This window comes from Paenibacillus wynnii (genome assembly GCF_000757885.1).
GTDB classification, from domain to species: domain Bacteria; phylum Bacillota; class Bacilli; order Paenibacillales; family Paenibacillaceae; genus Paenibacillus_AQ; species Paenibacillus_AQ wynnii.
The window spans coordinates 512,536-538,204 of the sequence record NZ_JQCR01000001.1 but is presented as its reverse complement, the minus strand read 5'-3'; the positions used below and the strand labels follow the sequence as shown (position 1 = coordinate 538,204).

Genomic DNA, 25,669 nt, shown 5'->3' with positions numbered 1-25,669 from the left:
TGATGAAGCTGTCTGCCCGCGAACGTGCCGCGATATATGCGATGATCTCGATTCGTGTGGAAAAGGAGAAGCGGGAGCGGGCTAGGAGCAAGGGGAGAAAAAAATAGGTAAGGGAGGTGGATGAATGAGTGTAAACCAGAATAATATGGCGGGTATTCAGCAAGTCTCGAATCAATGGCTCACCGATATTACAAATCAAATTACCAATCAGGTATCGATGAGCATTTCCAACCAATTCTCAGCTACTTTGAACAGGATCAGTATGAAGGTCGTCAATAAGCCTGTATATAATATCGTAAATAATTATACAGCTGCGTATACGCAAATTGAGTCTTCATTAAACGGAGCAGTTCAAGCCCAAAAAAAAATGAATGAAGCTGCGGATGAGGGGACAGAAGGAGCGAAGAATCAAGTCGATCACTGGAAGAACCTAACCGATACGTTTAATAACGTCAAAGGTGTCATGGAGAAAGTCCTGAAACCTGCAGCGGAGCAACAGAAAATGGAAGACCTTTTTAAAGCTAAAACAGGCAATGACGATGTTGGCTCTGCGATGTTTGAGAAATTCAAGCAAAGAGCTGTGGAAACCGGGCAGGATGTTAATAAATCGCTACAGGGAGTGATGTCCTTTCTCCCAATGACCAAAAATACAGATCAGCTCGATCAATTAATGGATTATTCAACTAGGATGAGTATGCTCTCCCCAGAAGACAAAGGGATAGGAGATACATCAGCAGCGATTTCATCAGCATTTGGTGGAGATTCTAAGAATTTACGCTCTATGCTGCAAATACCAGAAGGTGATTTGCCTGCCGGGTTGAGTGGAGCTTTAGAGACCATGGACAAGATGGCCAAAGCGAAGGATATGAGTGGCTTTATGAGTGCTTTGGATTCGGTAATGAATAAAGCAGGTATGACAAGTGCTGCTATGCAAACCATGATGGATTCTCCTGTGAACCAATGGCAGACTTTGTTGGGTAACTATCACAATACGCTTGCCACTGTTGGGGAAGGAGCATTACAAGCTTTTGCGCCTTTACTTATCATGCTGAATGAAGCATTTACTAGTGGTTCCTTTCAACCCGTAATTGATGCGTTTTCGATCGGATTAGCTTTACTGGCGCAAGGATTTTCGGCAGTTGTGCAGGGTGCTATGTGGCTCTGGAATGTGCTTAGTACAACTCTGCCTTTTATCCTTCCGGTGATAATGGGTATAGTATCGGCGCTCTTGCTTTATCAGCTTGTGATGGGTGCCATAACTCTTGCAACTACTATTGCATCAATTGCACAAGGGATATATAACGCAATCTTGTTAGCGAATCCAATGACACTTATTATTGGTCTGATCATAGCGCTGGTACTTGCATTCTTAGGCATAATTGCAGCTGTGCAGCCTGTAAGGGACTTCTTTGCAAGTATGTTCAGAGAACTAGGAGGAATTGTATCCAGTTTCGTTGGCTATGTAATGGATCTCTGGACGGGTTTTATCAATGGGATTATCACTGCGGCTAATTTTTTGCTTAGCGGGGTTAATGAGATTATTGGGGCCTTAGGGAAATTTATAGGAATTGAGTCAACGATTAATTTGGAGATTGGCAAGATAGACAGCAGTCAATTCAAGCAGGATGTTCAACTCGGGATTGAAAGCTCGTTTGATTCAGCGGCCGAAGTAACACAAAATTTCAATCTCGATTCCATTAAGGGGAAATTAGGAATGGGGGGGAATAGCAACTCAGAGACAACCTTGAATCAATGGAACACCACTAATAAAGGCAGTAAGCCACTTCCACTTCCTACAGTACCAGTCGTACCCACTCTGCCAACGGTCCCACAGGGTCCTACACCGCCAGGTCTCACATCCCCGGGGAATGGCAGCAATATCAATCATGTAAACTCTGTCGGTAAAATCAATGATACCGTGAATATCTCCAGCGACGATCTAACAATGTTGCGGGAGCTGGCAGAGATTCAGGCGATACAAAATTTTGTAGAGCTTACGCCAACGGTTCAAGTGACGACAGGCAATATAAATAATGCCGGAGACATTGACACGATTATTAACAAGATCGGGCAAAAGCTGAACGAGGAGTTCATCTCAACGGCTCAGGGGGTGTACACATAAGATGGAGGAGTATGGAATTTATCTAAGCTTCAACAATCTGATGGATCTTTTTCGGCTACCGGTCAATCCGGAAACGCTGGAGATTAAGGAATCGGGGAATAGCAAGAGTTATGACATTATTGATTTTGGTGAAATCAATACGATTTCAGCCCCCAAGCTGATGGAGATCACTCTAGATAGTATATTCCCTGCACAAAATTACCCGTTTGTCTTAGTCTCGGATACAAGCCTCATGACTCCTTTTGAATACGTGAAGATCATTAAGAAGTGGATGGAGAGTAAAAAGCCGATCAGGTTTGTGTTTTCGGGTATAGCCAGTCCCAAAGAGCAAAACCCTAAGAATTCAGTTGCTCTGAACATGGCTGCGAGTATTGAGAACTTCAGTTGGAAGCTCAGTGCAGGCAACTCCGGTGATATTGAGTACTCGCTGACACTTAAGAAATACGTATTCTATCAGGCGATAGCAGTTAAAGTCGATAAGGGTGAGGTGAAGGCTGAAACCAAAAGGCCTAATGACAAAGCGATTCCCGCTACTTACAAACTGAAGGCAGGCGATACCTTGTGGAGTGTAGCCAAAAAAGTCCTGGGTGACGGCAGCAAATACAAAGTCATTCAGAAGCTAAATGGCATTTCCGATAGCCAGTTAACTAAACTTCCTGTCGGGAAAGTTATCAAACTGCCGCAGGGGGGATAGCTGATGGAACTACTTGTCAAGAACAAGGAAGGCAGGATATGGGATATCTCCGGTATTGTAACAGACATTTCCTGGAAGACCTCACGCTCCGGTAAACCGTCTACCCTGGATATAACGCTGGTGGACAGCGGGATCTATCAGCATCCCAAGTTTGCAATTCATAACGGGGATATTTTACATTTTCGCAAGGATGGGACAAACGTTTTCTATGGTTTCGTATTTAGCATCGATACGGGTTCTGATCAGCAAATTAAACTTACGGCGTACGATCAGATCCGCTATTTACTGGGTAACGGGAGCTATGTATTGAAGGATGTTACTGTAAGTGATGTTATTCGGAAAATCGCCCAGGATTACGGTTTGCAGACGGGTGTGCTGGAAGAGGCAAAATACAAGATCCCGTCACTGATTGAAGATAACAAAAAACTGCTGGATATTATCATGGGTACTATCGGAAGTGAGCTTCAGTACAAGGGTCAGTTGATGGCCTTTTATGATGACTTCGGCAAGCTGACACTACGCAATCCGAAATCCATGGTACTCAATCTGATTCTTGGTGCCGGACATGATCTGTATGAATATTCCCAGAAAAAAAGTATTGATGACGAAACGTACAATACGATTTTACTTTATAAAGATAATGAGGAAACAGGCAAACGGGAGTTCTATCCTGTCAGTGACAAGGAAAATGTAGAGCGCTGGGGGATTCTTCATTTGTACCAGAAGGCTGACGATCAGACAAATTCTGCCCAAATCATGGAAAAGGCGAATAATCTCCTGAAGCTGCATAACCGGGAAAAGGTCAGCCTTTCCCTGCAAGCGATTGGTGATATTCGGGTACGTGCAGGTAATTTCATTTACGTGCTGCTGGATGATTTCAAGACTCAACTGTTCCTAGTAGACCAGTGCAGCCACAAATTGTCCGGCGGTGAGCATACGATGTCTCTCGATATTAAGGTGGTGTAGAAGCAATGCTGGATATTATTAAAAAAGCGAGCCTCGGAGCCGTTTCCAATACGAACCCGGTGGCTTTTTCTTATGGAGCGGTAACAGGAACGGCGCCGCTGCAAATTCAGGTCGATCAACGCTTCACGTTATCTGCCCATGCGCTGGTGCTACCGGAATCGGTGACTGAAAATAAGCTTCTGCTTAATGGACAAGAAGTAGTTCTAAGGCGGGGTCTTGAAGTAGGTGACCGGGTACTGATGGCAAGGATGCAGGGTGGGCAAAGTTATGTGGTACTGGACAGGCTGGTGAATCCATTATGATTCCGGCAATCGGAAAGGACGGGCCGATCACCAGTCTTTTGCAGGGGGTGGGGGAGTTAGGCACCGGTACAGGGGAAGAACCAAGTCTTACTTACCGTTTGGATATGGATAGAAAGCGTATCTCCGGGAGTATTGACGGGCTCGAGGCTGTGCAGCAAGCAGCGGTTAAAATTTTGCAGACGGACCGGTATGAGCAGTTAATTTACAGCTTTAATTACGGAACCGAGTGGAGACTGGTGCTTGCCCAAGATAGGTTATTGGTAAGATCGGAGATTCGGCGGGTTCTTACCGAGGCTCTGCTTCAGGATGACCGGATCACCGGTATCGAAGATATGGAAGTTCTTTTTAGCGGCGACAATCTAACTGTAGAATTTACTGTTGTTAGCCAGTACGGGAATTTTCAGATGAGAAAGGAGATGAACGGTAATGTATGAGGACCAGACATTTGAGGCGTTATTGGAACGGATGCTGGACCGGGTGCCCGAAGGAATGGACAAACGGGAAGGGAGCATCGTTTACGACGCTTTGGCTCCCGCAGCCGCAGAAATGGCTCAGATGTATGTGGAGCTAGATATCAATCAGAATCTTATGTTTGCTGACACCGCTAGTGGGGATTATTTAGATCGAACGATTGCATGGTCAGGAATTATACGCAAACAGGCCATAGCAGCACAACTGCGTGGAGTGTTCTACAGCGCGAATGATGCATTGATGGATATAGCGATTGGTAGTCGATATTCTCTAGACGATATTAATTACAGGGCGATTGAAAAACTTTCATTAGGTAATTACCGAATGGAGTGCGAATCTGTTGGTTTGGAGGGCGGGCAACGTTTTGGTTCCATGCTTCCAATCGATTACGTAAACGGACTGGTGCGTGCAGAACTATCGGAGTTATTGGTGCCGGGGGCAGACCGGGAGACGGATTCTAAATTGCGCACTAGATACTTTACTACAAGCAGAAAGCCAGGCACAAGCGGCAACAAATATCATTATCTGGAGTGGGCACTACAAATTACAGGTGTTGGAGGCGCTAAAGTCTACCCACTCTGGAATGGACCAAAGACAGTGAAGGTAGTCATCATTGATACGGATAGTCTCCCTGCCTCCAGTGTGCTGGTGCAGCAGGTGCAAGACTATATTGATCCCTCACCAGGGCTAGGGGAAGGACAGGCTCCAATCGGGGCGGTAGTAACAGTAGCGGCTGCCACAGGTAAGTTCATTAATATAACTGCCACAGTTACTCTGGCATCCGGGTACGCCCTCCAAGATATCGTCAACTCTTTCGACTCTGCTTTGGAGACATGGCGTAAGAGCAGGGTCTTTACTACTACTTATGTAAGTCATGCTGTAATCGGTGCTTTACTGCTCGGAACGGATGGAGTATTAGATTACACGGGTTTGCTGCTTAATGGCAGCACAGTCAATGTGGCTTTGACGGATGAGGAAGTACCACGGATTGGCACCGTTAATTTGGGGGTGTGAGATGTCTTATCCTGATGATATTGATATATTTTTCGATAAATTGAACAAAAACCCGACAGGGGATAACTACGTAGTTGAAGAACAAATAAGCCTTACAAACGGGGCATATAGTGGCCCGCTAAAACACGACAACATCAATAATGGCACATTACAGGTGTACACGGGGGCTAGGTTTACCGGGGAGAAAGTGACAAACTTTACGCTCTCTATTCCTGATACTACACCATGGCGGCGCGTGATAAAGATATATACCAGTTCGCCGACAGTATACGTTACCTATGAGACGCCGGGTGATACCGTTGAGGCTGAGGATATTAATGTGCTGCAGGCGGCAGTGTCGGCGACGCAGACCGAGGTCGACAGGTATAAAAGGAACGGAATAATTGACGGTGGATCATTCGTGAGAGGGGTGTAATATGGCACAAGCAATACGAATTAAGCGTGGAACCAAAGCCGAGTTAGGCACTTACGGTGCGCTGCAAGCGGGTGAAATGGGCTTTTGCACAGACACCAAGGAAATCTATATCGGAGACGGTACAACGAATTCCATGGTTGGACGGGCGCTATCCGGAACAGAGGCATCTAGGCCTGTGGCGGCATCCGTGGGGCGATTATACTATGTCACAAGCGGTACTAATGTAGGTTATTTGTATTTTGACAGTGGGTCGGCCTGGGTTCGAATGAATGCCCAATCTCTGACAGACTTGACCGGTACAATCGATAATATTGCTGAAGGAACAACTTATGCCAAGGTGCTGAAAGCGGATATCAGCAGCGGACATGTCAATAAGGTGTCGGATGGAACAAACGTAAAAACGGCAGCCGAGATCAAGACCCACATTGATGATGTCACAAAGCACCGAGTAATTAACGACACGGGTACGGCTGTAACAGATATCTGGTCTGCTCAGAAGATTAAGAACGAAATCGAATTAGCGAAACACAATATCGAACCACAAGCATCAGTAAAAGACCAACACTTGACTACTCCGCCAGTAAGCCCGGCAGAAGCCGATCGGTATATTATTCCGACAGCAGCAACCGGAGTGTGGTCGGGTAAGACCAATCAAATCGCCGAATATCAATCGGCAGCGTGGGTGTACTATACACCGGCAATTGGCTGGACTACCTACGTAGATGACGAATCCAAGATTTACTCATGGAATGGTACGGCTTGGGTACGGACCGGAGGAGCGCTGCAGTCGATTACGGCCGGAACCGGGTTAACAGGCGGTGGACAGGCTGATTCGGTGACGCTGAATGTTGGTGCGGGCAACGGTATCACCGTAGCGGCGGATACTATCGCAGTTACTGCATCAAAGGGAATTACTGTAGATGTTAACGGGGTGGCGGCAAATATCGATGCAGACAGCATTGTGTATGACACGGCGAACAGCAATCGTCTGATGATAGGCACAATTGACGGAGGTACGTTCTAGGGGGGCGGTGAAATGGCAAGGAAAGTATTAATCCAGATCCGACGAGGGCTGGAAAGTGCGATCGGCACACTGGCCAATGGTGAACTTGGATACTGCACAGATACTAGCAAGCTTTATATTGGTACGACTGGTGGTAACGTTCTAATGGTAGCTGCACAAAGTGCCGGGGATATGCTCAAAAGCATTTATGATACGAATAATGACGGCAAGGTGAATTATGCCTCCGTTGCCGACAGTATTCCGTGGTCTGGTGTTACGGGAAAACCTACGACCTATCCTCCTTCAACGCATACTCATCTGGAATATATTAGCAAGGGTGCGCTGACATGGAATCAGCTTAAGGGGGTGTGAGATTGAGCTACGGAAATTCTTTATACAGTTCATTACTATTTACTGACGAAGACACAGAAGATTCCGAAAACCTTGAAGCGGTAGATCTTATGAAGTACTTGCCGTCCTATTATCAAGGTGTTCAGGAAATGGAGGAACTGCAGGAGACACTCGGAGTTGAGATTGGAAGTCTGAAACCCAGTTCCATAGATGTGCTTAATCAGGCGTTCGTTGAAACAGCTACCTGGAGTCTTGGGCGCTGGGAGTCAGAGCTTGGATTAAGTACAGACCCTTCGAAGTCTTTCGTTAGTCGGCGAGAAATGATAACGGCTAAGTTACGCGGCTCGGGGACGACAACACCTGAAATGATACAGCGAACGGCATCGGCTTTTTCCGGCGGTGATGTTCTATTAGAAGAAGTACCAGGCGAATATCGGTTTATTGTCCGATTTGTCGGTATTTTGGGCATTCCGCCGAACATGGCCGGGCTAATCCAGATGATTGAGGAGATTAAGCCTGCGCATTTGGCGTACGAATTTGTATATACCTACACGTACTGGTCAGCACTCCGTTCTATTTCATGGAATACAGCGGGTGCGAAGACCTGGAACGAACTTAGAACCTATGGATAGGAGAGTGAACTATGCAAACAACAGGTAATTTAGGGCTGAAGAAGCCAGAGGGTACTGACCTAGTAGACATTGCAGACCTAAACGGCAATATGGATATCCTGGATACTTCCGTGAATGGAAAGGTAGATAAAGTCACGGGTAAACAGCTGTCTACCAACGATTACACTGCAGCTGAGAAAACAAAGCTAGCGGGTATCGCCACAGGTGCGAACAACTACACCCATCCAAACCATACCGGAGACGTGACAAGCACGGGAGACGGCGTGACTGCGATTGCTGCTGGTGTGATTGTCAATGCTGATGTGAACGCTGCAGCAGGAATTGACGCGACAAAGATTGGGACAGGAACGGTTTCAAATGCCGAGTTCGGGTATCTGGACGGTGTGACAAGTGCAATTCAAACGCAGATTAATGCAAAGACAGGAATTGTTGACTATGTGCGTCAACCGGGATATGCGGCAACCGCTGGCACATTGTCGGCATACACAGCCACTCTCACTCCTGCTCCTGCCAGCTTAGCGGAGGGATTCGGGATTACTATTGTTCCGAATGTTACAAATGGGGCAAGCCCAACACTGAATATCAACGGCCTAGGAGCGATCGCACTAAAAGATCAAAAGGGTGTAGCGTATGCAGCCGGAAAACTGCTCGCCGGGAAGCCATACATGTTCCGTAAAGTTGGAACGGATTTTTTGGCAGATAGCTCGGGTGGCGCTGGCGATGCATTAGCTGGAGATATCCGAGCAGGAAAAAAAGCGGCTACCGATGCCGGAGATATTGTCGGAACGCTGGCGGTGCAAACAGGGGGGACGGTTACGCCTACCGTGTCAAATATCGTCAAGCCAGCCGGGATCTATGATACGGCGATTACTGTTGCTGGGGTAACGGTTCCGGCGGCGAATGTTCTTGCAGGAACAACCATAGCGGGAACCGCGGGAACTATGCCAAACCTTATAGGCATAAGAAATGCGTCGGGCGTTGGAAAGTGGGGTGATGGTGGCGTTGCCGTGTATCCCGAAAAAGGATACCAAAAGGGCGGGGCGGGAGACGGGGAAATTAAAGTATCTGTTGCACAGCTGCAAAGCATCAACCCTAATCTTGCGGCGCCTAATATCCGCGCCGGGTACGAAATGTTCAACATCGTGGGAACTCTTGTCGAAGGTAAACGTACAGCTACGGGAGGGCTTGTTGATGTTGGTGGATTAAATTCTTATACTGTGTCTGGATTAGCGTTTAGACCATCAGTTGTAATTTTAGAGCACATACAAGTTATGTGGTGGAATGCCGATCCTGGATTAAGGTATGTATTGAATACATTTTATACGTACGACAACGGAAATGAATTTTCTTCTTATTACTATTCGGAGTTATTTGGGGGCTATACATTTCCCGATAGTGGTGGCGGGGTAACTAAACCAAGTAGGTATGTTACTTCTTCTATTATAGTGCCAAGTTCTAACGGATTTACGTTTAGTATGAGTTTTTATGTAAATCCTTCTAATGGATACGTCTCACATCAGGTACGTTGGAAGGCTTATGAATAAATAAAGGGAGAGGTAACTAAATGAATATAGGTAGAAAAATTTATTACGATAATAAAACGGGCAATGTCCTAATTGATACTGGAGAGCGATCTGGCGACGTAATCGAAACCACAGTCGATCAAGATTTTGAAGTCTATGTAAGCCTTGCAGAGAGGGTAAGGGAAACCGTAGAGGTTATGACTCTGGAGTACGGAGAATACGCGCAAGACTTCCAAACAGGGCGATTAAAAGGGGTAGACCCAGTAACCAAAGAGCTTCTATTCAGTTATCCTGATCCTGCCACACCAGGAGAACCAACTCCCCCAGAGCCTCCGCTATCTGACAAAGTGAAAACGCTAGAGTCGGATGCACTAAATACACAAAAGGCTCTTGCGGATACCTACGAAAAATTGCTCAACGCACAGGCTGAGACCACAAGTATGCAGCTTGCACTTGTCGATGTTTATGAACAGCTACTCGCAATCAGCGTTTAAGGGAGCCAGAAAAAACGGCTCCTTTTTTGTTACTCAAAAATAGCAATTAAAGGAGCCGTCCTTAGTTCCTTTTTTGCGTTCTGAGAGGAGGTAAGGCAATGGTCACAGTATATGTTTCTTTGATCGTAAAAGGTTTTAAGACTTTTGCGCAAGTTCCAGCAAGCTTGCAGCCAGCCGTTAAAGCAGAGCTGGAGGCGCTAGGTTCAGGCACAGATGGCAAGCCGTCGGTAACAGTATAGTGAGAAAAATAGAAGAGGTCGGGCAACAGCTCGGCCTCTTCTATTTTTTATGGGGGTGAAAGATTGGAAACAAATCTTATCAACGCCGCGTTAAAAGATGGCCTTTGGGCGGTGCTGTTTATATCGCTGTATCTGTATCAACTGAAAGAATCTCAGCGGAATCAAGACGATGCACATGCTCGTGAAGGGAAGCTGATGTCGTTTATTGATGAAATCTCAGCACAGTTTGAAAAGCTGGCGAGGCAATATGAAAGACTGTCAGAGGACGTTCGCGAGATCAAAAACGATATCAGTGAACGCCGCGCAATAAAGAGAAAAGGGGATTCGGAATGAGTCCCATAGAAACGGAGGTAAACATGCTGAACCTGACCCAGATAAAAAATAAATGTACAGCCCGGCTTGCCGGACTTCACCCCGTAGTACTGAATGCTGCTACGTTGCTGATAGAGCGTTGTTATGCAAACGGTGTTCCTATCCTGATCACTCAAGGCCTGCGGACGATAGCCGAGCAGGATGCACTATATGCACAAGGACGTACAAAGCCTGGAGTGGTTGTAACCTATGCCAAAGGAGGCTATAGCTATCATAACTATGGGCTGGCTATTGATTTTGCCCTGCTCCTACCTAGTGGTACAGCAGTATCCTGGGATATGTGTCGTGACGGCGACGGTGATAGGATAGCTGATTGGCAGGAGGTTGTACAGCAGGCCAAGGCGCTCGGGTTTGAGTGGGGCGGCGATTGGTCCAGTTTCAAAGACTACCCCCATTTGCAAATGACATTAGGGCTAACTCTTGCAAAACTGAGGGGCGGTGCGAAGCCTTCAGAGAGTGCAATCAATGCAGCTTATGCAATCATTAAGGCAAGAGATGCACAGACGGCGGATAATGTCGTGACTGCTGTTATACAGGTGAACGGAGTGAAAGTGGCTGATGGAATACTGGAAAACGGGATCACATATGTTCCGGTTCGAGCTCTGGCGAAAGCTTTAGGGGCGAAGATAAGCTACGATTCCACGACCCAAACTGTCAAAATTACCAGCCGTTATGAAGAAAAATAATCCATTATAAAGCTAGGGAGGATTAGAAAGATGAATAATGAGGTCTTAAATTATGTATTAAGCTTTGCATCTGGATTGTCAGTATTTGTTCTGGCACTGGTTCAGTTGGTCAAAAAAAGCATCTCTATTCCTCGAAATATCGTTCCAATTGTTGGGTTGTTATTAGGGCTGCTAGTAGGTGTAGTCTCCGGCCCTATTAGCAATTTGGATCTCGGTTTACGTCTCTGGGCAGGGGCTATAGCTGGACTCTCTGCTACTGGATTATTTGAGCTAGCTTTTAAGGACAGACCAGGGTTTACAGGGAAAAGAAAATAATAATTCTTCATTAATATAAAATAATATAGAAAAAACCTCAGAGGTAAAGAGGGTACTCCCAGTGTGCAATTCGGATACAACGTAACATGAAAGCCAGCTCATGGAGCTGGCTTTTTTTGCTCATGCTGAATTTAAAATCTTACATAAACCACAGTTGCTCCAGCCATTCTAATGACATATCTATACAAATAATAACCACTGCATAAATAGTCATAATGGTGTATAATCTTTAAAGTGCTCTGTCGCTTTACAGCGCAATAAAGTTGGAGATTTTCGATGTGATTTATTGTATGATATGAGGAAAGCTTTTTAATAGACAATGTTAAGACATTGATCCGGAAGAGGATGGGGGGAGCAGCATGACCGAACTTACGACTACCGTTAGCAAAAGCAATTCAAACAATCTGCTGCGGCGGGACGTACGGTTCTTGGGGAATATCTTGGGCGAGGTCTTGGTTCATCAAGGCGGGAATGAATTGCTGGAGATTGTTGAGAAAATCCGAGAAACCAGTAAATCGTTGCGCTCATTGTTTTTGCCTGAACTGCACAGTGAATTTAAAGAGTTGATCAGTTCTCTGGATCCGGTTAACCGCCATCAGGTTATACGGGCTTTCGCCATTTATTTTCAATTGGTGAATATTGCAGAACAGAATCACCGAATCCGCCGGAAACGGGATTATGAACGTTCAGCTGGGGAGACGGTTCAACCTGGATCTATAGAGAGCGCCATCCAAGAATTACGGGAACGAGATTTCTCACATAATGAAGTCGAAGAGATTATAAAAGGCCTGTCATTGGAACTAGTGATGACTGCTCATCCTACTGAGGCTATGAGACGGGCGATATTGGATATTCACAAGCGGATATCTGATGATGTCATGGGTCTGGATAATCCTACATTAACTTTCCGTGAACGTGAGCAGCTTCGTGAGAAGTTATTAAATGAAGTAATCACATTATGGCAGACGGATGAGCTACGTGATCGTAAACCGACTGTGCTCGATGAGGTTCGAAATGGGATGTATTATTTCCATGAGACCATATTTCATGTGCTTCCTGATGTGTACCAAGAGCTTGAGCGCTGCCTAAGTAAATATTATCCTGGTCAGAATTGGCATGTACCTACGTATCTGCGCTTTGGTTCATGGATCGGGGGCGACCGTGACGGTAATCCATCCGTAACCTCTTCCATAACTCTGCAGACGCTTCGGATGCAGCGTAAGCTTGCTATACGGGAATATCAACGAATCATGAGAGAGCTTATGCGTTACCTGAGTTTCAGTACAAGTATTATTGATGTGACTCCTGAACTTGCTGAATCCATTGCGCAGGATCGAGCCATTATTAACCTGAACCCGGTTGACGCTTGGCGTAATGATCATGAGCCTTACCGGATCAAACTGAGCTATATGATCTCCAAAACTCAAAACGTCCTGGACGATGAGAAAAAGGGGACACCGGTACGGTATTCTTCACCAGAAGATTTTATACATGATTTAAATGTAATTGACCGCAGTCTACGCTTCCACTATGCAGACTATGTGGCTGATACCTATATTAAGAAGCTTATCCGCCAAGTGGAGCTGTTTGGATTCCATACGGCAACCCTCGACATTCGTCAGCATAGTCAGGAACATGAAAATGCGATGACTGAAATTCTAGCAAAAATGAACATCGCTGAAAATTATGCGGAACTGCCGGAAGAGGAAAAAGTTGCGCTTCTTGAGGGTCTGCTAAATGATCCTCGGCCGCTCACGTCCCCTTATCAGGTTTATACGGAGAGTACAGAGGAATGTCTGGAAGTATACAGAACGGTATTCAAAGCGCAGGATGAATACGGTAAACAGTGTATAACCAGCTACTTAATTAGTATGTCAGAGGCCGCAAGCGATATTCTTGAGGTAATGGTATTTGCTAAAGAGGTAGGGCTGTTCCGTAAGGATAAAGATGGCACCGTAGTGTGTACACTGCAGGCCGTACCTTTATTCGAAACCATTGAAGATCTTCATGAAGCTCCGCAAATTATGGATACGCTGCTAAGCATGCCTATTTATCGTCAGGCTGTAACCGCTATGAATGATTTACAGGAGATTATGCTTGGATATTCCGACAGTAATAAAGACGGCGGTGTGGTTACCGCGAACTGGAAGCTGCGTGTTGCCCTGAAACAGATTACGGCTACAGCCGACAAGTTCGGCATTAAGCTGAAATTCTTCCACGGACGCGGCGGAGCGCTCGGACGCGGCGGAATGCCGCTGAACCGCAGTATTCTAGCACAGCCGGCATCAACAATTGGTGGCGGGATTAAGATTACGGAACAAGGCGAAGTAATTTCTTCACGTTATTCTATGCGCGGTATTGCTTACCGAAGCTTGGAGCAGGCTACATCTGCACTAGTAACGGCAGCTATACATGCCAAAACTCCACAAACGGATCTGTATGAATCCAAGTGGGAAGAAATCGTTGCCCGTATTTCTGAAGTATCACTTAAGAAATATCAGGATTTGATTTTCCGTGATCCGGATTTCCTTACTTATTTTAAAGAGTCGACTCCTTTGCCTGAGGTGGGTGAGCTGAATATCGGCTCTCGACCATCCAAGCGCAAGAACAGTGACCGTTTCGAGGATCTCCGCGCCATTCCTTGGGTATTTGCATGGACGCAAAGCCGTTACTTGCTCCCTGCCTGGTATGCAGCCGGAACTGGCCTTCAGAGCTTCTATGAGGGGAAGGAAGAGAATTTGGAAATCATGCGACATATGTATGAGAACTTCTCATTCTTCACTACCCTAGTCGATACTCTGCAAATGGCGATCTCTAAAGCGGATTTGGTCATTGCTAAGGAATATGCAAGTATGGGCAAGAACGAGGAAGCTCGTCTGCGGATTTTTGGACAGATTGAAGAGGAGTTCAAATTAACTTCTGAGCTCATTCTAAAAATCACAGGTCAACAGGACATTTTGGATAATGTACCCGTAATCCAAGAGTCGATTCGTCTGCGTAATCCATATGTCGATCCGCTCAGTTATTTACAAGTGCAATTACTGTCTGAGCTTAGAGAGTTGCGTGATGGCGACGGGGATGACCCTGAGCTGCTGCGTGAGGTGCTCCTGACTATTAATGGTATTGCTGCCGGCCTTCGTAATACGGGCTGATGCATTAGATACATGAACCGTCCGTCCCTTATCAATGGGGCGGACGGTTTTTTTATGCCCCCTTAATTGTTACCAAAATGTAATGGATGGAAAAAAATGCAGGCATTTCTATTCCAGTGATGAAGTAACGTAGAGAAAATTTGGGATTGGAGAAGCGTAAGCGTTCGCCCGAAAGCTTTCCGTAGGAAAGCTCGCTTCGAAAGCATATGCTATCCTCTGATTTCAACCGCAAATTGGGTTTAGATCAAGAAATCAGAGGATAACAGCGATCGGAAGCCCAAATGCTTCTCGAAGTTGCGTTTTATCACTGGTTTTTCCACTGCAGCCGTTTTTAGCCTAATTTATATAGAAGGTAACAATACATATCTTGATTTTTATCCAAACTTGAATTACGCTTTAATTGCTTGTACCGTGGATAGGTGTATTCCTTACATACCAAGGGCGGCAAGTCTGGGGGAGTTAACAGGTGGAGAATGTGGAGGGCAGATTGACAAAGCTCGCCTTAAATGGTGATCAAAGAGCATTTGCCGAACTTGTGGAACTATATAAAGACAAAATATATCATCTAGCGTATCGGATGCTGAACAATCGCCATGAGGCGGAAGATGTTGTTCAGGAGACTTTTTTGCGCGTCTACAGAAATTTGGATCGTTACGATGATAAACAGAAGTTTTCGACATGGATTTACCGTATTGCGACTAACCTGTGTATTGATCGGCTGCGCAAGAGGAAGCCAACCTATTCTCTGGACGCCGAAATGAACGATCAGGAGGGCATTGACGGCTATTCCATGATTCCAAGCGATAATGTAACACCTGAGACAGAATTGCTGCTATCAGAGACTCAAAGCATGATTTATGAGGCTATTGATAGTTTACCTGTGAAATATAGGTCGGTCATGATTTTAAGGTATCTGCAGGATTTGTCGCTTCAGGAGATAAGTGATGTAATGGACATGCCTGTAACGACAATAAAAACCCGTGTACACCGCGGACGTGAATTTTTACGTAAAAAATTAGCTCCTAAAATGTAAAATTTCATTAATTTAAGTGAAACGTCTTCTGTTTAACCACGTATGTAAGTTATGCAAGACTCATATAAACTGTCTTCGGATATTAATTAAATAGCACTCATGAAAGGATTGGCTCCTATGGAATGCAAACTGGCCGTCTCTATGATGCATGACTACCTGGATGACGACTTGCCCGATCAGCAGAAACGGGAATTGAAGGAGCATCTTATATCCTGTCCGGATTGCCGAGTTAAGTTCAAAGAACTAGAACAGACAGATATGCTGATGTTCTCGCTTATGCACAATAGCCCTGTTGCCTCGGATGAACTCGCTCATCGAATCATGAACTCGCTACCTATAGCCAAGAAAGATCGTCGTTTTATCAGCTGGATCAGAAGTCATCCTGCACTTACTGCGGCTTCCTTGTTTCTCGTGGTGATGCTGCTAAGTTCTGTCACATTCTGGAATCAGGACGGACAGTTGGTGGTGAAGGGTAGTGATCTGGATCAGGTTGTAATTAAGGGAGATACAGTCATTGTACCTTCCGGCAAAACGATCACCGGAAATCTTACGGTTGAGAACGGTAAAGCCCAAGTATACGGTGATGTAAACGGCAATGTTACCGTTATTGACGGTACATTGTATCAAGCTTCAACCGCCCATATCTCGGGGCAAGTTAAAAGCATAGACCAAGCGGTAAGTTGGCTCTGGTATAAAGTGACGAATATGTTCTCTGATGTCGCCTACCGTTAAGTACAAGCGATTGTTTAACAGGAATATCATCTGCGCCTCTTTTTCCGGAAAGATGGCGCTTTTTTGTTGCCATAAAGTCCCAACCTAGGACAACCTACACTCTAAACTTGCAACCTGAGCGTGAACGTTATAACCTAAGTATGATACACATAACAGATATATTACATAAACCCAGCTAATATGAAATGACGGGGGTTTGAAGCTATGAGCTATTTTACAGACATGACATGGAAAGAGTCCATTAAAGATATAATTGATATTTTAATTGTCAGCTACATTATTTACAAAGTACTCAATATGGTACAGGGAACCCGAGCGGTTCAGCTGCTGAAGGGTATTTTGGTGCTGGTGGTTATTTGGGCACTGAGTACCCTATTAGATTTGTATACCCTGAAATGGTTGATGAATCAGATGTTTACGTTTGGAGTACTGGCCATATTCATCATCTTTCAACCGGAGCTAAGGCGAGGGCTTGAACAGCTGGGGAGGGGTAAATTCTTCGGGCGTTCAGCTGAAAGTGATGAAGAGATTAGCAAGTTAATTGGTGAAGTTATTAAAGCCGTGAATTATTTAGCACGTAGAAAGATAGGCGCATTAATTGTATTTGAAAGATCAACTGGACTTAATGAATATACGGAGTCCGGTATTCCCATGCAGTCGGTAGTCAGCTCTGAGCTGTTGATTAATATTTTCATCCCTAATACACCTCTTCACGATGGGGCGTTAATTATGCAGGGCAACCAAATAGCTGCTGCTGCTTGTTATCTGCCACTTTCAGAGAATCCGTTTATCAGTAAAGAACTGGGGACACGGCACCGTGCGGCAATAGGTATTAGTGAGGTTGCTGATTCCGTTTCTGTTGTTGTATCCGAAGAGACCGGCCAAATCTCATTAGCCATAAATGGGCAAATCGTGCGGGACATTAAGGAAGAATCGCTCATATCCAAGCTTTATGAAGAATTGCGGGCAACTTCACCGCTTAAGGATAAAGGTTCTGCTTTCTGGAAACGGAAGGGGGACAACAGCCATGGATAAATGGATGAAGAACAATAACTTTAATAAAATCCTTGCACTTGCGATTGGAATTATCCTTTGGACGATGGTTCACATTGATACTGCGCCCAATACCCAAACTGCCGCAAGCATGAGCACAAAAATTATTGAGAATGTAAAAATAGAAGTATCCGGATTTGATGAGGACAAGTACGTGCTCGATCCTTTAGATGCAAGCAGCGTGAGGATGGAAGTACGCGGTAAAAGCTCAGACATTAACTATGTGTTCTCCGATGCTTATAAGGTCACTCTTGATTTAAGTAATGTTAAGCCAGGGTCGTTAACGATCCCTTTAACGCCTTCTTTACCTAATGGTGTCGATCTTGTCTCTATGACTCCGCAGGAGGTCAACGTTCATATTGAGCTGCGGAATACCAAGTCCTTTCCTATAACAGTTGCTACTAAAGGCAAGCCGGCTGAAGGTTACCAACTCGGTACGCCGGTTATTCAGCCCGTGGGAACCGCGGAGGTTACGCTGTCCGCCAGTGAGCTCAGTAGAGTAGCGAAAGTTCAGGGAACTATAGAGCTTGAGGGTGAGAACGAGACTTTTAAAGAAAAGAAGATGAAGCTGATTGCGTATGATAGTGCTGGGAGTGAAATAAAGGATGCCGTTATAGTGCCCTCTACCGTATCTGTGGAATTGCCAATCACTCTACCTTTCAAAAGTGTACCGATTGATATTGGCTTTACCGGACAACTTCCGGATTCCTTAGTGCTCTCAAGGGTGACACCAGAAATCAATAGTATTGTTGTCTATGGATTCGAGGATGCCTTGGCATCCATTACATCTTATGAAGCCTTAATTGACCTAGGTTCATTTGACTCTGCCGGCACGAAGCAGATGGCGATGGAATTGACTCCGCCAGCCGGAACACAGAAACTTGATCCCGGTAAGTTAAATGTTACGATCTCAGTCTCAGAAGTCGCTCAGCGTACCCTCGAGGGTATTCCGGTGACTCTGCAGGGATTAGGACCCGGCCTACAGGCCACTGTAACTAATCCTACTAATGAAGCTGTTACGCTGACATTGTCGGGATCACCGACTTTGCTCGATCAATTGGATAAGGATAACATCAATGTTGTCGCAAATCTTAGTGGACTGACCGCCGGGATCCATGAAGTATCGCTCCAAGTATCGTTACCAAGATTTGTGACTTTGAACAATTCGGGAGAACGCCTTGTTGCAACCGTCGAACTTAAGGGGCCGCCAGCACCGGTAATCTCGGCAACTCCTAATGTAGACAACAGTACTCCAATGCCAAGCTCAGAACCCGTGTCAGGTGGAGGTAACACCCCTAGTGTGCAGCCAACTCATAGTGAGCCTGTTCCCGGAGCGACTGCAACGCCATCAGCAGGTAAAAGTGAGAATAGTGGTGCTGTTAATGGTAGTTCAAGTACCGGAAATACCAGCAGTAGTGGCGGAACGTAACTTTTTTTAGATTCTAACGTCTATTTTTACAACACAGTTCTACACATAATAGACATTTAGCCATACAATAATTCATTAAGCTGTAGCAGCATAATAAAAGGAGAAAAGATATGGGGAAGTATTTTGGAACTGACGGTGTGCGCGGAGTCGCGAACCAGGAATTGACTGCAGAAATGGCTTATAGCATTGGCCGCTGTGGAGGATATGTATTAGCGGGTAACGTAGATAAGCCGAAAGTAGTTATTGGAATGGATACACGTATTTCCGGACCATTGCTTGAATCAGCGCTTGTAGCAGGGATGCTGTCCATTGGGGCGGATGTTATTCGTATAGGTGTTGTAAGTACACCTGCCGTTGCATATATTACACGTTTATTAAAAGCAGATGCCGGTGTAATGATTTCAGCTTCACATAATCCGGTTGAAGATAACGGGATTAAGTTCTTTGGTGGGGACGGCTTCAAGCTTACGGATGAGACGGAACTACGAATTGAAGAACTGATGGATGCCGAAAAAGACGAACTTCCTCGTCCTGTAGGGTCAGGTCTTGGTACAGTCACTATTGATAATGACTCCAAGTATCTGTATCTGGATTATTTGAAGACAACGGTATCCAATAAATTTAATGATATCAAAATCGTGTTAGACTGCGCTCATGGCGCTGCCTATGAGCTTGCACCTAGATTATTCAGAGAGCTTGGCGCTGAAGTAATCGCCATCGGAGCTGAGCCTAGCGGTCTGAACATCAACGATGGATTCGGTTCCACACATCCGGAGACGCTGCGTGCGGAAGTATTACGACACAATGCTGATCTGGGACTAGCTTTTGACGGAGATGCGGATCGTCTGATTGCCATTGATAATCATGGGGAAGAAGTAGACGGAGACTTTATTCTCTGCATCTGCGGAGATGCCATGAACCGCGCTGGCAAGCTGAAGGATGGAACGATTGTCTCGACAGTAATGAGCAATATTGGCTTTTACAAAGCTACTGAGAAATTGTCGCTGAACACTGCTAAGACAGCTGTAGGTGACCGTTACGTAATGGAAGAAATGCGCCGCGGCGGCTACAATCTAGGCGGAGAGCAGTCCGGACATGTAATTTTCTTAGATTATAATACTACAGGTGATGGCATTCTTACCGCTATTCAACTGGTGGATACCTTAAAAGCTTCGGGGAAGAAGCTTAGCGACCTGAAAGCTATGATGACTAAATACCCGCAGGTACTGGTAAATGTTCGTGTACTAGATAAGACCAACTATCCGAACAACCCAGCCATTGAAGCGGCTATTCTAGAGGTTGAAGGCAAGCTGGGTGATAATGGCCGTGTGCTTGTGCGTCCGTCTGGTACGGAACCTCTGATTCGTGTGATGGCGGAAGGTCCTAATAAGGATGAGCTTGATCAATTTGTAGGACAGATTGTAGAAGTAGTACAACGTGAACTAGTCTAATTTATATCCTATTCCATGAATGGCCGGTGTGCGGAGGCTAAACTTCGTATCATCGGCTTTTTTTAAAATGTAAATAATCTACAGGTCATTGCCAAAGCGATGTAAGGTGCATATAATAGATAAAGTGTCATTCAAGAAGGAAAGTGGGGATCGTAAGGTTTGTTACACAAGCGCCAGAGCTTGGTCTTGCGCGGGAGAAAAGGGAAAGCCAATGATTGCCTGTCAAGGCTAGGCTGAACCGGATCACGGCAGATGTAAGCTGACGAGGTGGAGGTGTTCGAAATGTTCGGCGGGGACCTCCCGGTGATGCACCAGAGCCGTAAACGAAAGCGGAAAATGGAAGGGCGACCTTTCACACAACGCTCTCGTGGGTGCAGCAGAAATTGAATATTCATGGGTATGCGTAATTAGGAGCAAGAGCGGTCTGCTGCGGCAGAGGAGAAGTCTGTACATTTCAAGAACGATAACTATGAACAGTTTATTTTGTTGAGCGAATGGCAACAGAATATATGCTTTTTCTCAAAACATGCTGCACAGCACGTTTCTTTCCTTACGCCGCCACATTACGATAAATTGGACGGGGGAAATAATAATGTGTGGTATAGTCGGATATATTGGTAATCAGAATTCTCAAGGTATCTTGGTTTCAGGCTTAAGTAAGTTGGAATATCGTGGGTATGATTCCGCGGGTATTGCGGTGTTCACGAATGAAGGATTGCAGGTTGTTAAGGCACAGGGTCGCTTGGCGAACTTGGAAGCTAGATTGGAAATTAGCCCATTAACAGGCACCGCAGGGATCGGACACACACGTTGGGCTACGCACGGTAAACCTTCTGATGCGAACTCCCATCCACATACGGATTCAAGCCAGAAGTTCTCTGTTGTACACAACGGGATTGTCGAAAACTATCTGGATCTGAAGGAAGAACTAATGGCTGCAGGCTGTAAATTCTCTTCTGAAACCGACACTGAGGTTATTTCTCACCTAGTCGCTCGCGAATATGACGGAGATATTGTCAAAGCTGTACAAAAAGCTATTACTCACATGCGTGGTGCGTTTGCACTGGGCGTATTAACAGAGTACGAACCAGATAAACTGGTGGCTGTACGTCAAGCTAGTCCTTTGATTATTGGTCTTGGCGAAGGTGAAAACTTTATCGGGTCTGATATTCCTGCTTTGCTCGAATATACCCGCAACGTATATATTTTGAACGACGGCGAAATGGCAGTCCTGACACGGGATGCTGTCGAACTAATGACGACCCAAGGCGACTTTATTTCTCGGGAAATGATTACTGTCGATTGGGATGCTGTAACGGCGGAAAAAGGCGGTTACGAGCATTTCATGTTGAAAGAAATTCACGAACAGCCTAAGGCATACCGCGATACTATGCGTGGTCGTATTAATGCAGAAGGCAACAAGGTTATTCTTCCAGAGCTGAACTTGACTGTTGAACAGATCAAGAACATCCGTAATGTTCAAATCGTAGCTTGCGGTACTGCCTATAACGCAGGTCTTGTGGGACGCAGCTTGATTGAAACCTTGGTACGTATTCCAGTGGAAAATGACATTGCATCAGAGTATCGTTACCGTTCACCAATCGTAACCCCTGAAACGCTTGTTATTGTTGTCAGCCAATCTGGTGAAACTGCTGATACGTTGGCTGCTCTGCGTGAAGGTCAAGCAAACGGCGCTCATGTATTGGCAATCACTAACGTAGTTGGCAGCTCCATTGCCCGGGAAGCTAATGATGTTCTCGTAACCCTTGCTGGACCTGAAATAGCGGTGGCTTCCACTAAAGCCTACACATCGCAGCTGATCGCATTTACTTTGCTGGGTCTGTATATGGCAGAAGTTCGCGGTACGCAAACCGAAGAGCAAGTGTCAGAAATTCTGACAGCTATGCATGCTCTGCCAGAGCAAGTTGAAGAAATTTTGGCTCAAAAAGAAGCCATTAAAAACTATGCAGAGCAAATCTCCAAGCATAAGCACCTGTTCTTCATCGGCCGCGGCGTAGATTACGCAGTTGCTCAAGAAGGCTCGCTGAAGCTGAAAGAAATCTCTTACATTCACTCCGAAGCTTATGCTGCGGGCGAATTGAAGCATGGTACACTGGCCTTAATCGAAGAAGGCGTTCCTGTAATTGCCCTGGCAACTGTAGAATCCGTCCTCGAAAAGACTGTAAGTAACATCAAAGAAGTGAAAGCCCGCGGCGCAGACGTAATGGCAATCACCCACGAAGAGCATGTAACCGACCTGCTTAGATCTGTCGATCAAGCCTTTGTAATTCCTAAGACATTGCCATTATTGACGGCAACTTTGTCTGTAGTTACGTTGCAATTGCTGGCATACTACGCTTCCTTGGCCCTGGGTCATGACGTGGATAAACCACGTAATTTGGCGAAGAGTGTTACGGTGGAGTAGGTTAGGATTTGTTATTTAAAAAATTTCCTGGTGATATAAAAGTGTGGAACCAGTAAAAAAACTATGGAATCATTAATAGAATGTAAATCATTAAGGGCTGTCCTAATACCATAATTAGGAGGGCCCTATTTTTTTATAGATGGGGAAATAATGAATACTATTGGTGAAAAGGTGGAAAAATTCGATTACAAAGAAACTGAATCAAATCGACTTTCGCTTATGCAATAGGGATTTAGTAATAGTAAAAAGTAATTGCTCAATAGTAACTCGCCTATGTTAAGACTAACTATGATAAGGTGTAATGGATTACTGATATTCTGATCCAGTATCTGGCTAATCAACAGGCGTGATCATATTGTTCTAAGTTGTATTGTTCGGTTTCACGAACAACTTTAATGTGAAATGATTGTAGTTGGTTGTAATAAGTGTTATTCTGTCAACGGTAAACTCAAAATCAATGCGCTTCAATACAGCTAAGTAATAGTCACAAATTTAGTTATAAAGAAAGGTAATACTATGATAAAAGTTGAAAACTTATCCTTCTCATTTCCGCAAAAAGAACTATATAATAACATTTCATTTACGCTTGAAGAGGGGCAACATTGCGCCTTTATAGGAACAAGTGGCAGTGGGAAAAGTACACTGATCGATATACTGATGGATCCAGAAAGATATTTGTTTGATGGCAAGTTAGAGATAGACCCTACTTGCAAAATGGGGTATGTAAGTCAGTTCTCACAACCAGACAAAACTAAAGAAACAACTGTTTTTGAATATATAGGAGAAAAATTTATTAAGATACAAAATGAAATACAAATGATTTGCACTGAAATGGAAACATCATCGGATATTGAATCGTTACTGGAAAAGTATCAAGTAGCTTTAGACGCATTTGATGCAATCGGTGGGGAAGATTTTGAAAGCAACATTAATAAAAAACTAAATCTGGCAAACCTCATGAAGCGTAAAGATATTAAGGTATCCGATCTTAGTGGCGGGGAATTCAAACTTATTCAAGTGATGAAGGAAATGCTTGAGTATCCAGAATTAATGATTATGGATGAACCAGATGTCTTTTTAGATTTTGAAAATCTAAATGCGCTTAAAAATCTTATTAATTCCCACAAAGGAATACTGCTTGTTGTTACGCACAATCGATATCTATTGAATCATTGTTTCAACAAAATTTTGCATCTTGAAAACATGGAGATCCAAGAGTTTGATGGGCGATATATTGAATATAACTTCTCATTACTTCAAACTAAAATTGAGTTACAAGAACTCACAATCGCTGAAGAGGAAGAAATTGAGAGAAACGAGAACGTAATTATTAATCTTAGAGCAATCGCAACGTATAATTCAGAAGCATCTAGAGGGAGAGCGCTAAAAGCTCGAGTTAAATTTCAAGAAAGATTGGAAGCGCGTAGAATTAAAGCGCCATTTGTTGATATTAAGCAACCGAATATCAGTTTCGGGATCGATAATGAAATTGAAGAAGACACCATTGTTTTAAGTGTCAATAATTATAGTGTTTCCTTTGATGAGTTGATTTTAGAAAATGTTAACTTTGAGATCAAATCTACGGATAAAGTAGCCCTTATCGGTCCGAACGGTACCGGAAAAACAACTTTACTCCGGGAAATCTTTAAAAATAATAATGATTCCATTGAAATAAATGCTGATGCTAAAGTGGCTTATTTATCTCAGCTTCAAGGCGAAATGCTAAACGATTCTAATACAATACTCGAAGAATTCATCGATGCCGGGTTTAAAACTTATGAAGAGGTTAGATCCTATATTTCAGACTATGGCTTTGAAGGAGAAATCGTTAATCAAAAGATAGAATCTTTATCGGGCGGAGAAAAAAATATGCTTCAATTGGCTAAAGTTTGTGCCAGTAAAGCAAACGTATTACTTCTCGATGAACCGACAAGTCATTTAGACACTTACTCACAATTAGCACTGGAGAAAGCCATTGAAGACTATAAAGGTGCGATTCTCATGATTTCTCATGATTTCTATTCTGTGGTAAATGGTATGGATTATGTTTTAATTATTGACGATAAGACGATTAGAAAGATGAAAATACAAAAATTTAAAAAGATGGTCTATGCTAGTCATTTTGATAGAGATTATTTAGAAATGGAACAAAAGAAAAAATCAGTTGAAACGAAAATAGAATTGGCTTTAAAAGATACTGATTTTGAACTTGCAAAAGGTTTGGTTGATGAGCTAGAAGAACTGATTAAGTTGCTTTAAATCATAACCCTAGTTGGTTCTTGAAGCTCGATTAGTAATAACTAAACACCAAAAAAAGTGGTCCCGATGATCTAGAATCATTCGGGACCACTTTTTTTTGGTGGGGGAAGATGGAAGTTTATTTTTCAAACAAAGTACCTAACTTAAAACACTACCTTGACAGTCATAGTACTATGTCGTATTATACAAATGCGGAGGTGATTATATGAGCGAGAACAAAATTACATCCGACCTGCTGCGCGGACATACCGATACGATGATTTTACGGCTCTTATCCGAAGCGGACCGCTACGGGTACGAGATTGTCAAGCTGATTGCCGAGCGCTCGGGCGGCGAATATGAATTAAAGGAAGCCACGATGTACTCCAGCGTCCGGCGGCTTGAGAACGACGGCGATATCGAGTGGTATTGGGGCGATGAATCTCAGGGCGGACGCCGCAAATATTTTAGAATTACCGAAAAGGGTAAGGCGGCTTACGATCGCAACAAAAGCAATTGGGAGTACTCAAAGCGCGTACTAGAAAACTTATTATAAG

25 protein-coding genes are annotated in these 25,669 nt (G+C 44.4%); all 25 read left to right on the top strand.

Translation table 11 applies throughout. The features are described 5' to 3' along the window. The first annotated feature begins 124 nt into the window (after nt 1–124). The 25 genes from PWYN_RS02575 (at nt 125) to PWYN_RS02460 (ending at nt 25,668) form a co-directional block, all read left to right on the top strand. Complete coding sequence (locus PWYN_RS02575) at nt 125–2,122, top strand: phage tail family protein (protein WP_036648005.1); 1,998 nt, start codon at nt 125–127, stop codon at nt 2,120–2,122. Between the two features lies 1 nt (nt 2,123). Continuing rightward, entirely contained in the window at nt 2,124–2,816 is a 693-nt protein-coding gene (locus PWYN_RS02570; RefSeq protein ID WP_036648003.1) for a LysM peptidoglycan-binding domain-containing protein, read from the top strand. 3 nt (nt 2,817–2,819) lie between these two features. Then, nucleotides 2,820–3,782: an XkdQ/YqbQ family protein gene (locus PWYN_RS02565; RefSeq protein WP_240479659.1), complete on the top strand. Its 963-nt coding sequence runs from the start codon at nt 2,820–2,822 to the stop codon at nt 3,780–3,782. A gap of 5 nt (nt 3,783–3,787) precedes the next feature. Next, nucleotides 3,788–4,084: a DUF2577 domain-containing protein gene (locus PWYN_RS02560; RefSeq protein WP_036647997.1), complete on the top strand. Its 297-nt coding sequence runs from the start codon at nt 3,788–3,790 to the stop codon at nt 4,082–4,084. Then, nucleotides 4,081–4,518: a DUF2634 domain-containing protein gene (locus PWYN_RS02555; RefSeq protein WP_036647995.1), complete on the top strand. Its 438-nt coding sequence runs from the start codon at nt 4,081–4,083 to the stop codon at nt 4,516–4,518. Before PWYN_RS02560 ends, PWYN_RS02555 begins: the two co-directional genes overlap by 4 nt. Further along, complete coding sequence (locus PWYN_RS02550; protein WP_036647994.1) at nt 4,511–5,569, top strand: baseplate J/gp47 family protein; 1,059 nt, start codon at nt 4,511–4,513, stop codon at nt 5,567–5,569. The genes PWYN_RS02555 and PWYN_RS02550 overlap by 8 nt, the downstream gene beginning before the upstream one ends. A 1-nt stretch (nt 5,570) precedes the next feature. Then, the gene (locus tag PWYN_RS02545; protein ID WP_036647991.1) at nt 5,571–5,984 is read left to right on the top strand and encodes a hypothetical protein; all 414 of its coding nucleotides are present in this window, start codon (nt 5,571–5,573) and stop codon (nt 5,982–5,984) included. Nucleotide 5,985: 1 nt separating this feature from the next. Beyond that, nucleotides 5,986–7,008, top strand: coding sequence for a DUF2793 domain-containing protein (locus PWYN_RS02540; RefSeq protein ID WP_036647988.1), 1,023 nt, complete (start codon nt 5,986–5,988; stop codon nt 7,006–7,008). Between the two features lie 12 nt (nt 7,009–7,020). Beyond that, on the top strand, nt 7,021–7,359 hold the full coding sequence (locus tag PWYN_RS02535) for a hyaluronate lyase N-terminal domain-containing protein (RefSeq protein WP_169744081.1): 339 nt from the start codon (nt 7,021–7,023) through the stop codon (nt 7,357–7,359). A gap of 2 nt (nt 7,360–7,361) precedes the next feature. Next, nucleotides 7,362–7,970, top strand: a complete 609-nt coding sequence (locus PWYN_RS02530) for a putative phage tail protein (protein ID WP_036647985.1) — start codon at nt 7,362–7,364, stop codon at nt 7,968–7,970. 11 nt (nt 7,971–7,981) lie between these two features. Further along, nucleotides 7,982–9,514 carry a hypothetical protein gene (locus tag PWYN_RS27740; protein ID WP_052087694.1) on the top strand — a complete coding sequence of 511 codons (1,533 nt, stop codon included), beginning with the start codon at nt 7,982–7,984 and terminating at the stop codon, nt 9,512–9,514. A 20-nt stretch (nt 9,515–9,534) separates the two neighbouring features. Further along, nucleotides 9,535–9,987 carry a hypothetical protein gene (locus tag PWYN_RS02520; protein ID WP_240479658.1) on the top strand — a complete coding sequence of 151 codons (453 nt, stop codon included), beginning with the start codon at nt 9,535–9,537 and terminating at the stop codon, nt 9,985–9,987. 98 nt (nt 9,988–10,085) lie between these two features. Beyond that, nucleotides 10,086–10,226: a CD1375 family protein gene (locus PWYN_RS29505; RefSeq protein ID WP_169744080.1), complete on the top strand. Its 141-nt coding sequence runs from the start codon at nt 10,086–10,088 to the stop codon at nt 10,224–10,226. A gap of 63 nt (nt 10,227–10,289) precedes the next feature. Continuing rightward, a complete protein-coding gene (locus tag PWYN_RS02515) occupies nt 10,290–10,559 on the top strand; it encodes a BhlA/UviB family holin-like peptide (RefSeq protein ID WP_036647982.1) in 270 nt (89 codons plus the stop codon). Then, nucleotides 10,556–11,284, top strand: a complete 729-nt coding sequence (locus PWYN_RS02510) for a M15 family metallopeptidase (protein WP_157261067.1) — start codon at nt 10,556–10,558, stop codon at nt 11,282–11,284. The genes PWYN_RS02515 and PWYN_RS02510 overlap by 4 nt, the downstream gene beginning before the upstream one ends. Nucleotides 11,285–11,314: 30 nt before the next feature. Next, complete coding sequence (locus PWYN_RS02505; protein ID WP_036647980.1) at nt 11,315–11,599, top strand: holin; 285 nt, start codon at nt 11,315–11,317, stop codon at nt 11,597–11,599. Nucleotides 11,600–11,958: 359 nt separating this feature from the next. Next, nucleotides 11,959–14,751 (top strand): phosphoenolpyruvate carboxylase, encoded by a 2,793-nt coding sequence (gene ppc, locus PWYN_RS02500; RefSeq protein WP_036647978.1) that lies wholly within the window; start codon nt 11,959–11,961, stop codon nt 14,749–14,751. Between the two features lie 466 nt (nt 14,752–15,217). Further along, complete coding sequence (gene sigW / locus PWYN_RS02495; protein WP_036647976.1) at nt 15,218–15,784, top strand: RNA polymerase sigma factor SigW; 567 nt, start codon at nt 15,218–15,220, stop codon at nt 15,782–15,784. 117 nt (nt 15,785–15,901) lie between these two features. Then, entirely contained in the window at nt 15,902–16,516 is a 615-nt protein-coding gene (locus PWYN_RS02490) for a zf-HC2 domain-containing protein (RefSeq protein WP_036647973.1), read from the top strand. A 204-nt stretch (nt 16,517–16,720) separates the two neighbouring features. Beyond that, complete coding sequence (cdaA, locus tag PWYN_RS02485; RefSeq protein ID WP_036647971.1) at nt 16,721–17,551, top strand: diadenylate cyclase CdaA; 831 nt, start codon at nt 16,721–16,723, stop codon at nt 17,549–17,551. After that, on the top strand, nt 17,544–18,998 hold the full coding sequence (locus tag PWYN_RS02480) for a CdaR family protein (protein ID WP_036647968.1): 1,455 nt from the start codon (nt 17,544–17,546) through the stop codon (nt 18,996–18,998). The genes cdaA and PWYN_RS02480 overlap by 8 nt, the downstream gene beginning before the upstream one ends. A 110-nt stretch (nt 18,999–19,108) precedes the next feature. Continuing rightward, nucleotides 19,109–20,449 carry a phosphoglucosamine mutase gene (gene glmM / locus PWYN_RS02475; RefSeq protein WP_036647967.1) on the top strand — a complete coding sequence of 447 codons (1,341 nt, stop codon included), beginning with the start codon at nt 19,109–19,111 and terminating at the stop codon, nt 20,447–20,449. 592 nt (nt 20,450–21,041) lie between these two features. Beyond that, nucleotides 21,042–22,874: a glutamine--fructose-6-phosphate transaminase (isomerizing) gene (glmS, locus tag PWYN_RS02470; protein ID WP_036647965.1), complete on the top strand. Its 1,833-nt coding sequence runs from the start codon at nt 21,042–21,044 to the stop codon at nt 22,872–22,874. 516 nt (nt 22,875–23,390) lie between these two features. Then, a complete protein-coding gene (locus PWYN_RS02465; RefSeq protein ID WP_036647962.1) occupies nt 23,391–25,133 on the top strand; it encodes an ABC-F family ATP-binding cassette domain-containing protein in 1,743 nt (580 codons plus the stop codon). A gap of 205 nt (nt 25,134–25,338) precedes the next feature. Then, nucleotides 25,339–25,668, top strand: coding sequence for a PadR family transcriptional regulator (locus tag PWYN_RS02460; RefSeq protein ID WP_036647961.1), 330 nt, complete (start codon nt 25,339–25,341; stop codon nt 25,666–25,668). Nucleotide 25,669: the final 1 nt, after the last annotated feature.

Coding starts and splice junctions, on each gene's coding strand:
- PWYN_RS02575 (WP_036648005.1), top strand. CDS start 125: ATGAGTGTAAACCAGAATAATATGGCGGGTATTCAGCAAGTCTCGAAT.
- PWYN_RS02570 (WP_036648003.1), top strand. CDS start 2,124: ATGGAGGAGTATGGAATTTATCTAAGCTTCAACAATCTGATGGATCTT.
- PWYN_RS02565 (WP_240479659.1), top strand. CDS start 2,820: ATGGAACTACTTGTCAAGAACAAGGAAGGCAGGATATGGGATATCTCC.
- PWYN_RS02560 (WP_036647997.1), top strand. CDS start 3,788: ATGCTGGATATTATTAAAAAAGCGAGCCTCGGAGCCGTTTCCAATACG.
- PWYN_RS02555 (WP_036647995.1), top strand. CDS start 4,081: ATGATTCCGGCAATCGGAAAGGACGGGCCGATCACCAGTCTTTTGCAG.
- PWYN_RS02550 (WP_036647994.1), top strand. CDS start 4,511: ATGTATGAGGACCAGACATTTGAGGCGTTATTGGAACGGATGCTGGAC.
- PWYN_RS02545 (WP_036647991.1), top strand. CDS start 5,571: ATGTCTTATCCTGATGATATTGATATATTTTTCGATAAATTGAACAAA.
- PWYN_RS02540 (WP_036647988.1), top strand. CDS start 5,986: ATGGCACAAGCAATACGAATTAAGCGTGGAACCAAAGCCGAGTTAGGC.
- PWYN_RS02535 (WP_169744081.1), top strand. CDS start 7,021: ATGGCAAGGAAAGTATTAATCCAGATCCGACGAGGGCTGGAAAGTGCG.
- PWYN_RS27740 (WP_052087694.1), top strand. CDS start 7,982: ATGCAAACAACAGGTAATTTAGGGCTGAAGAAGCCAGAGGGTACTGAC.
- PWYN_RS02520 (WP_240479658.1), top strand. CDS start 9,535: ATGAATATAGGTAGAAAAATTTATTACGATAATAAAACGGGCAATGTC.
- PWYN_RS29505 (WP_169744080.1), top strand. CDS start 10,086: ATGGTCACAGTATATGTTTCTTTGATCGTAAAAGGTTTTAAGACTTTT.
- PWYN_RS02510 (WP_157261067.1), top strand. CDS start 10,556: ATGAGTCCCATAGAAACGGAGGTAAACATGCTGAACCTGACCCAGATA.
- PWYN_RS02505 (WP_036647980.1), top strand. CDS start 11,315: ATGAATAATGAGGTCTTAAATTATGTATTAAGCTTTGCATCTGGATTG.
- ppc (WP_036647978.1), top strand. CDS start 11,959: ATGACCGAACTTACGACTACCGTTAGCAAAAGCAATTCAAACAATCTG.
- PWYN_RS02490 (WP_036647973.1), top strand. CDS start 15,902: ATGGAATGCAAACTGGCCGTCTCTATGATGCATGACTACCTGGATGAC.
- cdaA (WP_036647971.1), top strand. CDS start 16,721: ATGAGCTATTTTACAGACATGACATGGAAAGAGTCCATTAAAGATATA.
- PWYN_RS02480 (WP_036647968.1), top strand. CDS start 17,544: ATGGATAAATGGATGAAGAACAATAACTTTAATAAAATCCTTGCACTT.
- glmM (WP_036647967.1), top strand. CDS start 19,109: ATGGGGAAGTATTTTGGAACTGACGGTGTGCGCGGAGTCGCGAACCAG.
- glmS (WP_036647965.1), top strand. CDS start 21,042: ATGTGTGGTATAGTCGGATATATTGGTAATCAGAATTCTCAAGGTATC.
- PWYN_RS02465 (WP_036647962.1), top strand. CDS start 23,391: ATGATAAAAGTTGAAAACTTATCCTTCTCATTTCCGCAAAAAGAACTA.
- PWYN_RS02460 (WP_036647961.1), top strand. CDS start 25,339: ATGAGCGAGAACAAAATTACATCCGACCTGCTGCGCGGACATACCGAT.